Genomic DNA, 12,946 nt, shown 5'->3' with positions numbered 1-12,946 from the left:
CCCCTACTGGTACGAGAACGTAATGCTTGCCAGCGCGTTCGCCGAGCCGGGGACCAGTTCGCCGGTTCGGATGTATTGCGCCTGGAACGGCAGCGACAGGGTTTGTGCCGCAGCGGTGCTCTGGATAAAGAACTGATTGGTTGTGCCCGCCGCCGAGCTGTCCGGCCCCATCATCAGCGGGCCGGTGCCGTTATAGAAAAACTGCACCCCTACGCCGGATGCGGTGGAGTCGCCGGTCAGCGTCACCACCGACGAGGTGTTTGACGGCGTGGTCTGATCGGTCATCACCGCGCTTACCGCGACGTTCGCGTCACAGGTCAGGCTGACGTTAAACGCACCCGAAGGCGACGTACTGCCCACGGTGGCCAGCGTGCGGATATCGAGCGTGCCCAGATCGACGTTCGCGCTTTTGGTGCCCACCGTACAGCCGCTCGCCGTCACGGTGATGGTGGTGGGGTTAATGATGACCTTTGCCGTTTTGACCTCGTTGTTATAGGCGGTTAACACCGCGGCGTTGATAGTCGGGATCTGGTAAACCCCGGATTTCAGTGCTGTCGCGGTCTTAATAAAGGTCACCTTTGCCGACCAGCCTAAATCCTGAGCAATACCGCTAGTGCCATCCGCCGGATAGCTTTGGGTGATCCCGTTTTGCAACGGAATATACTGTGAACCCTTAAAATCTTTCAGCCCGATGATATACCCCACACCCGGAACGCCAGTTTCAAAAATGGTGTAGTTCGCGCCATCGACGGTGACTGTCATCCCGCTTGAGATCGCGCTGCTGCTCGGCTCCAGCGTGCCTTTGGAGCAGGTATAAAAAAAACCGCACCAGAACACCTGTTGCACGCTGGCGGTGGCGCTCCAGGTGGAGCCGATAATACTCCCCGGCGCCACCGAATCGGCCGGGCCGCTGTAGGTCATCGGCTGCGGGGAGAGGGTGATATCTGATTTCCATTCCATCGCCTGTGCGCTGGCGCAGAGCAGTAATCCGCTAATAAACAAGAATAAACGCATCATTGATACTCCGTGGTCCAGGTGGCAAAGGCGGAGACGTCTCCGGCATTCACTGGCGCGCCCGTGGCGGCCAGCCGAGCGTAGAAGGTCATCTCTACGCTGTCATCGCCCGGTGTGCCCCGGGCGGTGGTTTGCGTGTCGAGGGGGATCAGCACGTCGTCTTTATCGAGGATCTGCACCGCCACGCCGGTAGCGCCGCCGTCGGCGATTTTCACCAGCTGCGGGTTGTCGTTATCTGGCGTGCCGCTGAAGCGGATTTTGACCCCGGCAAAGGTTGGCCCGCACGCTTCAAGCCTGATCGTGAAGGGCGTTTTGATATTGCTGACCGCGCCTGCACGGGGGAATTGTTTAATCCCGATGGTGCCCAGCGGAACGTCCTGCTCTTTAGAGTCCGCCGCGACAACGCAGGTGTTGCCGATCAAATTCCCGGTGACGGAAACCAGCACGTCATAGCCGCGAACCGGGAACGTGAAGATCAGCAAAGCGATGCTGAACGTCCGAAGCGTTACTGACATACCACCTCCTGTGAATAGAGCCCGGTGCGGGCGTTATAGCTCTGCTTGTTCAACGCGTAGTTGATGGTGCAGCGCTGGTCGCTGTTGCGCCCCCATACGGCACTCAATGCGCCCCGTTCGGTTAACCCCGACAGATACAGGCTGCCGCCATCGCCGACGATGCCGCTGGTTTTGTCATCGTTCAGTGACACCAGCGTGCCGAAGGGCAGCACGTCGTTGCCGCGGCGCACGACAAACATCGCTTTTTTCCCCTGGCGCGTGACAAGGGTGGCGCGAACCAGCGCGCCGTCGGTCGGCGTTTTGTTGACGATGGCATTCTCCAGCTCCACGTCATTACCTGCGGTTGTGACATCCAGCGCGACCTGGTTCACGCGGTACGGCGTGGCGTAAGGGATCACCGCGTAGCCCCGGCTGTCGGTTTTGATACCCTTGTGGTTAAGCACGGCAACGTCGCTGGCGCCCGGGGCTTTCACCAGAATGTTGGTATTGCCGAGCGGCTGGCTCAGCGTCAGACCATCTTCATGCAGCACCGCACCGCCGCTCATCCCGTAGCTGAGGTTGCGGGAATCGCGGGTGTAGCTGTAGCCCAGGTTGTAGTCTCCTTTTGCGCCTTCGTATTGCAGCGTGGCGTCGCCGCCGTAGTGTTGCTGCGCGCTATAGCGCTGGTTGACGCTGTAAAACAGGTTCTCCTGGCCCGGCAGATAACCGCTCACGCCGGTACTGGCCGTAGTGCCGGTTGAATCCGCATGGGTGGTGGTAAAGCGGGCGCGGGTCGACAGCGCCGGGTTGCCCAGCGGCACCGAAAGTGACATCGCCAGCACGTTATCTTTTTTGTCGTCATACAGGCTGGCGCTGCGCTGAACGCTGACGCCAAGCGACACGTTACGAAACGTGGCGTTCCACGCGAACTGCAAACTTTGCGTGGTTTTCGACGTGTTCCAGTAGGTTTGCTGATCCCACGACAGCGACAGCGAACCGTATTGCCCCATCGGCTGTGACAGCAGCAGTTGGTTTTTGGCCTTACGCGACATGCGCAGGTTATATACCGTGTCGTAGTGGGTGGTGACGGTGCCATCGTCTTCCACAATCTGCTTTGGGGATCCGCCCGCCATGCCCCTGTACGTGGTATCGCTCAGGGTATAAAACCCTTTCGTTGAGTAGCGCAGCGAGAAAAAATTAACCCGCGTGCCGATATCATTCAGCAGCTTGCTGTAGCGCAGGCGCACGGAATCGCCGGTGTAGTGCCGGTCGTCCGCCAGCTGGCTGCGGGCGTGGGTCAGGTCGATGGAGTACGCGCCAAAACGCCCCAGGTTCTGCCCGATACCGAAGGCCAGACCGTTATAGCGATCGGCAAACTGCGCCCCACCGTAAAACGTCAGGCCATAACGCCAGCCGTAGAACAGCTCACCCTGCGCGAAAGCGGGCGTATCCTGATTGGCCATCGGCCGATATTTTCCTGCTCCCAGGGCATATTTCAGCTGTCCGTTACGCACCAGGTTTGGCACGCTGGCATACGGAAGCGTGTACTGCGTCTGGCTGCCGTCGTTCTCCTGGATTGTGACCGCGAGATCGCCCCCGGAAGAGGTCGGGTAGAGATCTTTCAGCACAAACGCCCCCGGCGGAACCGAGGTTTGATAAATGATGTTACCGTTCTGGCGAACCGTCACCGTGGCGTTGCTGCGGGCGATGCCGCGCACTTCCGGCGCATAGCCGCTCAGGCTGGCAGGCAGCATATTGTCGTCGGTTTTCAGGGCAATGCCGCGCAGGCCCACGGCGTCGAACACCTGGGCGGAGGTATACGTTTCACCGGCGTAAACCTGTGCTTTCAGAACAGGTATATCCCGCTGCAGCCAGGTCTGCACGTGGGTGAGTTCGTTAGTGTCTTTGGTCCACGTGGTGAAATCACGCAGCCGCCACGCGCCGAGATTGACGCCGCTGTTCAGGCTGGCAAACAGCTGCCGATCCCGCGTGCGCGTCTCGCCCTGATAGTCATTGTTCGAGCCGTTTACCACATAGTTCAGCCACGCGGCAGGAATACCCGTCTCCCAGCTTTCCGGGCTGACATACCCGCGCGGCAAATTGCGCATCGCGCTTTGCGGTACGGTGAAGCTGAGGGAGAGCGTCTGCTGGTCAAAATCGAACCGGGTATCGGCAAACGCCTCCGTCAGAAAGATGCAGCGCTGCGCGAGCGGCAGAGCGCCCCCTTTTGCCTGCTGGCTGTCGATGCCCAGCGCCGCGATCTGTTCAGGCGTGAGACAAGGCAGGGCTTCCCCTGTATTTTCAGCGATGCGGAACGTGACATTACCTGTGAACGCAAAGTTGTTATTGATATACACATTGAGGTTGTAATCGCCCGGCGGCAACGCGCTCCCGGCGTTAACCCAGGCGAGATCGGCGCTGTTGGCGCTCTCACCGTTGAGGAACGCGGGGTTAAATTGCAGCGCGCTTTCAGCCGCAACGGCTTGCCGAATCACCAGGGAGATCACCGTGGCACACAGGATTTTTCTTTTCACGTGGTCACGCCTCACAGTAGGGATTATTGGGACAATGACGCGCGGGTCGCGGGCGTCCATGCGCCGTAATCGTTAATGGTCTGGTAGCTCACGCTGCTCGCGTGGCTGAAGGTTTCGCCCAGCGTCACGCTGGATTTCGGCGGCACCATCACCGGCTGTACCGGCATACCATCGATTTTCAGGTTGATGGTGGTGAGGTAGTACGGCGTTGGGTTCGTGAGCGTGACCTTTCCGCCGCGATACGCTCCGGTCAGGCTTTTCCAGGCGTCACCTGCGCCTTGCCCAAGGCTCTCCGGACGGTAAAACACCTTGATGCGGTTTGCCGAAGCAAACTGCAGCGAATTGCCGGAACCGCTTTTGGTCTGCTGCGGAATGGCTTTGACCGTCATCCAGTAGAGCGTTTCACGATCGTCGGGCAGGGCTTTACCGTTAAACATGATTTTCACCGCGCTTTCGCTGGCCGGTTTCATGACGAACAGCGGCGGCGTAATGACGAAGTCATTGGTTTTTTGCCCTTTCTCGTTTTCCATCCAGGACTGGATCAGGAACGTGGCGTCGGGATGCGTGTTCCTGACCTGCAGCATGGACTGGGTGGTGGCGCTGGAGTAGACCATTCGCGTGGCGCCCAGCCCTACGCCGCCGGCATATGCGGCGGAGGAACATAATGAAATAGCCAGACAGATCCCTGCTTTTGCGCGCATGGTGCGTCTCCTTAAAGCTGAGTCAGGCCCGGCCAGCGAACCGGGCCTGAAAATTACGAATAGGTAACGGTGTAGGTCGCAACCGCGCTGGCATCACCCGCCGTGGCATTGCCCTGCGGTGAGTAATATTTCGCGCTGAAGTTGAGGGTGTTAGCCCCCGCACGCAGAGGGATGGCGGCGGCAGGTTCACCCAGCTTCACCACCTTGCCCTGCTCGTCGTACAGGCGAATCGCAACGTGCTGCGCCGAGTTAGCGCCGCCGTTTGCGCCAACGGCCAGGCTGTTAGCATCTGCCGCATCCGGCGTACCGGTGAAGGTCACGGCCACGGTGGTGGCGGCAATCGGGTTTGCCTCTGTTGAGGCCGAGGTATCGGCGATTTCGCAGTCTTCCAGGGTGATGGAGAACGCTTTCGCGGTGCTGGCTTCACTACCTGCTGCTGCCAGCGTGGCGGTACGCACTTCGCCCATGTCGACATCAATGTTGGCGCTGCCAGCACTGATGGCGCAGGCCGAGGTCACCACCTTGCCGCTGAAGTTCACCGTACCGCCGCTGGTGGTTGCAGCGAACGCCGAGCCTGCTGGCAGTACTGCCGCAACGGCGACGGCAAGCAGTGTTTTCGTTTTAAATTGAGCTTTCATTGTCCTGATTCCATGTTGTCGTTATGTCGGGTTGTGCTCCTGGTCGACAGATCTAACTGGTTAAAAAGACCAGCAAATCTGTCTTATTTCTGAGCCCAAGTTTTCTTATCGCTGAGCTTTTTAACGCGCTGACGCGGCGGTAAGAAAGCTGCTCTGTTTCGGCGATATAACGCATATCCAGACCTTTTCGCAGATCCTTCAATACTCGCCATTCGCCCGGCGTCAGCGATAACGCCGTGGGTTTCTTTTTCGGCCGGTATCGGCTATCGACCATTTTTAATAAGCAGGCTCGCCAGTGATAAAGTGGCTCCTGCAGCGAGATATAGGCATCTATATCGCCGCGTATCCATAGCCAGGAATTTGCCGGTGCGGAGTACATACAAATAAGGACTCCGGGCTGGCGGGATTTGATGTTTTTTATATATTTCAGGCAATCAAATCCCGCGTGATACTTTTCCATGCCGGATAAAAAAATCACATCGACGGGGGTGGTCGCACACAGCGTTTCCATTAATGAATAATCGTCGCTTGACGCTGTTATCTGCATTTCAGGAACACTGTTTTTTAATACTGCGGCGATCCCCTGACGCGCAAAGTGATCGCCGCCCAACAGTGCGATTGTTAAATGACGCTTGTTGTCGTGTTTATTCGCCATGTTATTCCCTCGATTTATAATTGTAATGAGACTCGTCCGTCTGGCAGAACGATGCCTGTATTTTTCGAAGCAATTAAGCATTGCACGGTGTGGGCTTACTATACGGATAGCAAGAAACAGGTAATCTGAATTAATCTTAATTTGTTTTAAGTTAAGCTATTCCAGTGTCTTCATTTTCTCCCTGCTGTACCGGCTGCTTCTTATTTGCCTGTAATTAATCATACCGACACTTTTTAATGAAAAGTTGGCTTTAATAAATGTTTTGTAAGGAAATTGTCTGATGGTGTCAGGAATACGGCCTTGTTACTTACGCCTGATAACAATTTCACAGTGAAACTGTTAATTTTACCAGCGTATTCAGGCCGGGTGAGTATTGGGTGATTTGCTCTCAGGCCGCGTCTTTTCTGCTTTCATCGGAAAAAGTGAATTAATGGCTCTGAATAATTCAGACATGGATGGCTAAAGCGTTCAATTCACCTTTTTGTCGAGTTTTGTCAGTGTCAAGTCTCAGGAGAAGCATGCGCTATGAGGCATTCTTACCGTATCTGCGGGGCTTCTTAAGTCTGAAATGAAAGTTAAGAGAACTTCAGATAAGCGATTAAGAAAATATGAAAATAAGATTTTTCGCCAGGCGCCAGGATATACAGAAGGGGGTTTATCCGTCACATTAATCCTTAAACCGGCGTAATCAGGAGGTATTAAGCGAGTCTTATGCATAAGTATTATATCATCAATGGCGTCGTGGAGTTTCATCCTGCGGCCAGCACATTACGCGATCTCAATAATCCTGAGCAGGTGGTGGTATTAAACTCTCCTGCCGGACGCTGTTTGCTGTTATTAATTGAAAGAGCCGGAAGTATTGTCACCCAGCAGGAGTGTATGGACATTGTCTGGCAGCGTCGGGGAATGATGGTGTCGCCGAATACCTATTACCAGAATATCTCTATTCTGCGTAAAGGGCTGAAAAAAGTGGGATTTGAAACCGATCCGATCGTCACCATCCCGCGTATTGGCCTGACGCTGGCCAGTGATACGCAAATTACGATTAAAGAGACACAGTTGCCCTCAGCAGAGCCAGACGCGCCGGTTCAGACCGTGCAGGAAGAGGTTAGCGTGCCGCAACCTGTCGCCCCGGCTGTTAAACGTCGCATCTGGCTGCCGGGCGTGCTGCTGGGGTTGCTGCTATTTATTAGCGTGGTGGTCATCAGCCATAGCCGGGCGCATGACAACTATTTTGTGGACGGTTATCGCTTCACCACGATGATGGGCGAGTGTCGGCTCTATTTTGCCCGCGATATCGAGACGCCGCATGACAGGGATAAAGCGCTCTCCTATGCAGCGCCCTTTAAGGATGAATGCAGCAGCTACCCCTGGGTCTATATCAGTGGATATACCCTGTTGCCACGCGCTTCAGTGATCCGCTGTGACAGGGCAATGACGGAACCAAACCGTTGTATGTCAGATTACTTTATTCAGGATCATTAATATGGCTCGTTACCGTCAAACGCTGTTAACGCTCTGTCTGTGCCTGCTGGTGGGGACGTTGATCGCTGGCTATTATCTGTGGCAACGTTATTACATCCCGCCTTTTGCCTGTCAGGTGAACTTTATTCAGCATCATCCTGATGAGACGCTGACCCTGTGGCTAAATTATACGGTGGACGGTAAAAACGGTACGCTCAGCATGAACGGCCGGGTGAAGAGCGATCCAGCGAAAATCTTTAATCGTAAAATATTCTTTCAGGTGGAGCGCAAAGATAACGTCTATTACCTGACGTCTGTCCGCAATATCAAGTTCCCGGATGATGATGTCAGCGACAGCTGGCTGGAGAAATACGAGCCGTTATTTTTCATCTACCCAAACGAAAGTATTTATATGCGAATTAAGAAACAGCAGAATGATAATTATTTATTCATTCTGGGGACGTTACCGACCTATGTGTGCCATACCTCAAAAACGGAGGGGTGAGGGGGAAAAGCTTTGCTGTTTTGTGGTCATCATTTATACTTCATTTAACCGCTAAGAAATATCTTAAAGGAATATAATAGCGACAAAAATGTTGCGATAATGTAATTATAATTTTTGGCAAGGTAATGAAAACTTTAATTGATGACTCATGCAGGCTTGCGTCTGCGCGAAATAAACCCCTGCACGTAGGTTTACTCCTGTGGCCTCAATTTTCGTTATTAGCGTTATCGGGGTTAATGGAGGCGCTACGTACGGCGTCCTGTGTTCAACAATCCCGACAAAAAATAGCGTTTAAACTCAGTCTGATAAGCACGAACCCGGCGTTGTCCATTACCAGCAACGCCGGTATTAGCGTGCAGCCTGAAGCCGCCCATCTTACACCGGGTGAATTCGACTATATTGCCGTGATCGGCGGAAGCCTGGCGCATCTTGATAAGGGGCATTCTGGCGACCGGTTATTTCTTGCGGAGGCGCATCACAACAATATTCCGCTGATCGGGATAGGCACCGGCAGCTTTATCCTTGCGGAAGAGGGATTGCTGAATGAACGCCGCGCCTCGATCCATCCCTGTCATCATGACGTCTTCACGCAACGGTTTCCGCAGGTGTATGCCGAGCAGGGGCTGGATTTTATCGATGAAGGCGATGTGCTGACCTGTCCGGGCGGGATCTCGACGCTGACGTTGACCACGGCCCTGATCCGCGCCCATGCGGGCGACGATATTGCTGCCACCACGTCACGCCGTTTATCGCTCTCTCCGCACGCTGTCGCGACGCCACGGCCTGCCAATATCGCCCTTATTCCGGACTCGCGGTTGCGCAGGGCGGTCATGATCATCGAACAGTACCTGACGCGCCCGCTCAGCGCCGCCGGGCTGGCTCAGGACGTCAAGCTGAGCGAGCGTCAGCTTAATCGCCTGTTTCACGCCGAGTTTGGGAAAACGGCACGTGAATTTATCCGCAGCGCCAGACTGCGCTATGCCTGCTGGCTGCTGAAGAACTCGCAACAAAGCGTCACGGACATTGCCCGGCGGATGGGCTTTAGCGACTGCGCCCATTTTATTCGTCATTTCCAGCTTGAGTACGGCTGTACGCCTGGGGTATGGCGCGCGTCGCAGAGCTAATGCCCCGATTTCGTGCTTTCTTCGTAGGGCATTACTGGCATGCCTGGATAGACTTCCGTTAAAAGCCCAACGGGGGGACGATGACATGAACTGGCAGCCTTTTCACGGCAGCGCACCGGGAAATATGACCATTTTCAGCGCCTCATTTCCTGACGTCAGCGACCAGTGGCCGATGAAAGACGACACTGCCCGGGAGATCAACGCGCTTGACCGGGCCCTGAAAGCCGACCCGGCGCTGCGTCCCCCGTTGATTGAATATGAAGAAGGGGGGCAGGCGGTGCTTGTCCCGCAGAACCGTTACTCCGAACAGGCTTTTCGCAACCGGCCTGCGCTTCTCGCGTGGCGCGCCCGGCTGGTTCCCACCGCACTGGCGTTGTTTGTGGTGCAAAACCCGCTGGAAGACCGCCTCCCCGAAGGCACGAAAATGGACAGCGACAGCCGCCAGTGGTTTATCCACGCTAACGACGCCATTGGCGTGCGTTCCCGCGCAAAAGTGCTGGCCGCGCTGGTAGAGAAGTACATCCACAACGAGAGTGAGAACAACTGGGTGAGCCTGGCCAGCGGGGCGGCCATTCCCGTGCTGGAGGCGCTGCGTAACGCAAAGCTCGACGGCCAACAGGTGTACCTGACGCTGGTAGATAAAGACCCCGTCGCGCTGAGCTGGGCCGAGACCATGGCCGCGCAGGAGGGGCTGGTGGTGGGCGAACAGCTGACCCTGCTCAGGCGCAACCTGCTACATACGCTGGTGCGTAACGACGATTTACTGCTGGAGCTGGGCGAGCATCAGGCCGAACTGGTCGACGCGCTGGGCATATTCGAATACTTCAGCGATGCCGATGCGGTGACTTTCCTGCAGCGCGCGCTGCGGCTGGTGAAGCCCGGCGGGGCGGTGATTGTGTCGAATATGCTGACCAGCAGCCCGCAGATCGACTTTGTGCTGCGTGGTATCGGCTGGGAGGACATCCACCCCAGGTCGTTGCAGCAGTTGCAGGATATCCACCTCGCGGCGGGCGTGCCGGTGGAGAATGTCACCGTGGTGGTGCCAAAGGATGGGGTGTATGCGGTGATGGAGGTGAGGGTTTAGCGCGAACGGTTCTCTCTCCCTGTGGGTTGAGGGATCCCCAGTAATTTTTTACCGAAAGCGACGAAAGTTGTTTCAGGGAAATTAATGACTTACAGCGACGCCCTGGTCCGGCTGTAAATCGCTGAGGCGTTTCCTGCAGGCCGGGGCGAGGCGCATGGATGCGCCGAGAGGGCGGATTTACAGGGATGTTACCTCCGCCCGTCCCCGATAAGCCGGAAGGAATAAGCCGAGGGCACCGCGAAGCGGCGATTTACCGCCGGGAGCCCGGGTCGCCAGGGTGGTGGCGACTGAGCCACCCTGGCACGTTCACGGGTTATGTCGTTACAGAGTAGCAAGAAACATAAAGTGAACGGAATTACCTCTACAGCCATATGTTCCCCCTCACCCCAACGCTCTCCCTCAAGGGAGAGGGGGTCCTCCGTGCAGGTATTATTTTGTGGGGAACCCTCAGCCCTGTGGGAGAGGGTTGGGGTAAGGGGGAGCAGCACGCACAGAGTGACTTGCATTAGTTCGGTTTTCCAAACATGATCCCCCCATGAAAATAGAAACCGCACATCCCTCACACTTCGAACGCCTGGTCGCCATCTGGGAATCCTCCGTTCGCGCCACCCATCACTTTTTACAGGAAAGCGATATCGCGGCTCTGCGCCCGCTATTGCTCAACGCGTATCTGCCAAACCTCACCGTCGTGATGGCCCGCGATGATGCAGGTGTTATCCACGGCTTTTTAGGCGTGGATGAAAACCGCATTGAAATGCTGTTTGTTGATGATGCGAGCCGGGGAAAGGGCGTCGGGAAATTACTGCTGCACTATGCCATCACAGAGTTTGGCGCAAACGAAGTGGATGTGAATGAGCAAAATCCGCAGGGCGTCGCGTTTTATCGCCATATGGGGTTTGCGCAGGTCGGCCGCTCAGAGGTTGATGGGCAGGGGAATCCGTTTCCGCTGTTGCATATGCGGTTGAATCGGGATTAGCGCTTAGCCTGCTTATCCCATTTTAATAAGCCGACAATATCTTTCTCACCCTCGGCTTCTTTCAGCAGGCGCTGCTTCTTTTCATACTCGATGTATTCTGAGCACGCCTTTTCATCCGCCGCTTTTTTGCTGATTTTGCCTGCGCCTTCTAAAACGTCCCGGTCGTTAAATTGCAGGAACTGATCGAGTTTGGTTTGCCAGTCTCGTAAAAATACCTGCTTGCGGCGTTTGGCCTGATCTTCAGCAAAGTCGAGCCACATATTAACGACACGATTTAGTTCGCTGACTTCATCCTGAGACAGATAATTTTTTGCTGTGGTGACATCGCTTTTACGGACTTCTTCGCCTTTATAGCTGGTCAGCCCCATATACGGTTGCGTGGCGTCCGCACGCTGGTGAATCAACTCAGCGGCGGTAAGGCCGGTGCAGGCAAAATGCAGTTTATTCTGGATGGTCTGGAAGAATTGCGTGGTTTCTTTGAGTGACGGCTGATAGTCAGCGGCTAATGCAAAAATCTCCCTCACACGGAGATAAATCCGGCGTTCGCTGGCCCGTATATCGCGAATGCGTTCCAGCATTTCATCGAAATAGTCAGGTACGGCGGATGATCCCACTGGCGGGTTTTTCAGGCGCTCGTCGTCCATAACGAAGCCTTTTACCAGATATTCCTGCAGCGTTTGGGTAGCCCACTGGCGGAACTGTGTCCCTCGCGTGGAGCGGACGCGATAGCCGATGGCGAGAATGACGGGCAGGCTATAGTGAAGTGTGTTGCGATTAACCTTGCGCTGACCTTCTTGCTGAACTTGTAAGTAAGCCTTACAAGTTGCTTTTTGTTCAAGCTCACCCTCTTCGTAAATAGCTTTAATATGCTGTGTAATGGCTTGAGGAGTGACCTGATAAAGAGCCGCTATGGCTGCTTGCGACAGCCAGAGCGTTTCATGTTCAAAGCGACATGTGATGCGAACAGTTCCATCATCGCTGGCAAACATAATAAATTCGCCAGCCGGAGAGTGGATTACGTTTTGATCTGCCATGTCGCCTCTCTCTTTTGAGTCATTAACCTTACCAGCGTGTAGTATGCCAGAAACAGCCGCTAAGCCAGGTGGTTTGTATTTGATTTTGCGAGGCGCTTTCCATGATGCTGAGCTTGGATCGCCGCAAGCGCGTCCTCTATCTCAGTGAGCTTTGCTTTCGTCTGTTTATAATCATCCTGCAACCTCTGCTCCTGCTCGTTATACGCCACCAGAACGATGCATCCTTTCATCACCTTTACGGTCACTTGATGTCCGGTTTCAAACCCTGCCGCGCGTAGCCATTTGCCTGACAGAATGATATTGGGCGTGGATTTGTCGAAAACATTCGGGCGATATCCCACAATTAACGAACGCTCGGTTCCGGATTGGTCGGTGTCTGGGGTAGAATGCGAATCAGCCATAATCAACTCCTTGATAGTTGGTGAGGTTAGACGCTCCTGTTGTGTTCCCGCACATCGGAGCGTTGCTTGTAGAGGAGGGTTAGGTGGCCTCCTATATGGCTCAGAGTAGATGGATAGGTGGCCTCATGTCAATCATATCGCGCGAAAAAAAACCAAAAGGCGGTGGGCAGTCCCCGCAATTTAAGATGCGTATTGATCCGGCATTGAAGGAGCAGTTGGATGCCGTGGCGGCTGAGGAAGGGGTGAGTCTTGCTCATTGGTTGAAAAACTTAGCAAGAAAAGAACTGCTGAGGAAAGGTATTATTCCTAATGGTTAATTCTA

At 54.9% G+C, this 12,946-nt stretch carries 14 protein-coding genes; 6 read left to right on the top strand and 8 right to left on the bottom strand.

Annotated features, from left to right (window positions below; genetic code table 11):
* Nucleotides 1–3 precede the first annotated feature (3 nt).
* From NQ842_RS00370 to NQ842_RS00345, 6 genes are read right to left on the bottom strand one after another with little or no spacing between them, the layout of a single operon-like run.
* Nucleotides 4–1,014 carry a fimbrial protein gene (locus NQ842_RS00370; protein ID WP_014830108.1) on the bottom strand — a complete coding sequence of 337 codons (1,011 nt, stop codon included), beginning with the start codon at nucleotides 1,012–1,014 and terminating at the stop codon, nucleotides 4–6.
* Nucleotides 1,014–1,529: a fimbrial protein gene (locus tag NQ842_RS00365; RefSeq protein ID WP_257256399.1), complete on the bottom strand. Its 516-nt coding sequence runs from the start codon at nucleotides 1,527–1,529 to the stop codon at nucleotides 1,014–1,016. Before NQ842_RS00365 ends, NQ842_RS00370 begins: the two co-directional genes overlap by 1 nt.
* The gene (locus NQ842_RS00360) at nucleotides 1,520–4,042 is read right to left on the bottom strand and encodes a fimbria/pilus outer membrane usher protein (protein ID WP_257256398.1); all 2,523 of its coding nucleotides are present in this window, start codon (nucleotides 4,040–4,042) and stop codon (nucleotides 1,520–1,522) included. The genes NQ842_RS00365 and NQ842_RS00360 overlap by 10 nt, the downstream gene beginning before the upstream one ends.
* 23 nt (nucleotides 4,043–4,065) lie before the next feature.
* A complete protein-coding gene (locus NQ842_RS00355; RefSeq protein WP_118283545.1) occupies nucleotides 4,066–4,743 on the bottom strand; it encodes a molecular chaperone in 678 nt (225 codons plus the stop codon).
* A 53-nt stretch (nucleotides 4,744–4,796) separates the two neighbouring features.
* Nucleotides 4,797–5,381 carry a fimbrial protein gene (locus NQ842_RS00350; RefSeq protein WP_014830112.1) on the bottom strand — a complete coding sequence of 195 codons (585 nt, stop codon included), beginning with the start codon at nucleotides 5,379–5,381 and terminating at the stop codon, nucleotides 4,797–4,799.
* Between the two features lie 52 nt (nucleotides 5,382–5,433).
* Entirely contained in the window at nucleotides 5,434–6,036 is a 603-nt protein-coding gene (locus tag NQ842_RS00345) for a LuxR C-terminal-related transcriptional regulator (RefSeq protein ID WP_047360562.1), read from the bottom strand.
* 711 nt (nucleotides 6,037–6,747) lie between these two features.
* On the opposite strand from NQ842_RS00345, the gene NQ842_RS00340 reads away from it, so the two are divergent.
* From NQ842_RS00340 to NQ842_RS00320, 5 genes are all read left to right on the top strand, one after another.
* Nucleotides 6,748–7,521 carry a winged helix-turn-helix domain-containing protein gene (locus tag NQ842_RS00340; protein ID WP_014830114.1) on the top strand — a complete coding sequence of 258 codons (774 nt, stop codon included), beginning with the start codon at nucleotides 6,748–6,750 and terminating at the stop codon, nucleotides 7,519–7,521.
* A gap of 1 nt (nucleotide 7,522) precedes the next feature.
* Nucleotides 7,523–8,005, top strand: a complete 483-nt coding sequence (locus NQ842_RS00335; RefSeq protein ID WP_047360564.1) for a hypothetical protein — start codon at nucleotides 7,523–7,525, stop codon at nucleotides 8,003–8,005.
* 323 nt (nucleotides 8,006–8,328) lie between these two features.
* Nucleotides 8,329–9,129 carry a GlxA family transcriptional regulator gene (locus NQ842_RS00330; protein WP_373692666.1) on the top strand — a complete coding sequence of 267 codons (801 nt, stop codon included), beginning with the start codon at nucleotides 8,329–8,331 and terminating at the stop codon, nucleotides 9,127–9,129.
* Nucleotides 9,130–9,214: 85 nt separating this feature from the next.
* Nucleotides 9,215–10,213, top strand: a complete 999-nt coding sequence (locus NQ842_RS00325) for a class I SAM-dependent methyltransferase (protein WP_153908062.1) — start codon at nucleotides 9,215–9,217, stop codon at nucleotides 10,211–10,213.
* Between the two features lie 535 nt (nucleotides 10,214–10,748).
* Entirely contained in the window at nucleotides 10,749–11,189 is a 441-nt protein-coding gene (locus tag NQ842_RS00320) for an acetyltransferase (RefSeq protein ID WP_194516676.1), read from the top strand.
* On the opposite strand, the gene NQ842_RS00315 is transcribed toward NQ842_RS00320, so the two are convergent.
* The gene (locus NQ842_RS00315) at nucleotides 11,186–12,223 is read right to left on the bottom strand and encodes a virulence RhuM family protein (RefSeq protein WP_047360567.1); all 1,038 of its coding nucleotides are present in this window, start codon (nucleotides 12,221–12,223) and stop codon (nucleotides 11,186–11,188) included. The genes NQ842_RS00320 and NQ842_RS00315 overlap by 4 nt on opposite strands.
* Nucleotides 12,224–12,282: 59 nt before the next feature.
* Nucleotides 12,283–12,624 carry a SymE family type I addiction module toxin gene (locus tag NQ842_RS00310; RefSeq protein WP_045294542.1) on the bottom strand — a complete coding sequence of 114 codons (342 nt, stop codon included), beginning with the start codon at nucleotides 12,622–12,624 and terminating at the stop codon, nucleotides 12,283–12,285.
* Between the two features lie 125 nt (nucleotides 12,625–12,749).
* Between NQ842_RS00310 and NQ842_RS00305 the strand changes: the two genes are divergently transcribed.
* Nucleotides 12,750–12,941 carry a toxin-antitoxin system HicB family antitoxin gene (locus tag NQ842_RS00305; RefSeq protein WP_058683036.1) on the top strand — a complete coding sequence of 64 codons (192 nt, stop codon included), beginning with the start codon at nucleotides 12,750–12,752 and terminating at the stop codon, nucleotides 12,939–12,941.
* Nucleotides 12,942–12,946 lie beyond the last annotated feature (5 nt).

This window comes from Enterobacter cloacae complex sp. R_G8 (assembly GCF_024599795.1).
In the GTDB taxonomy this organism is placed as follows: domain Bacteria; phylum Pseudomonadota; class Gammaproteobacteria; order Enterobacterales; family Enterobacteriaceae; genus Enterobacter; species Enterobacter dissolvens.
Note: the sequence above shows the minus strand (reverse complement) of the source record. Positions and strands in the feature narration are given on the sequence as shown.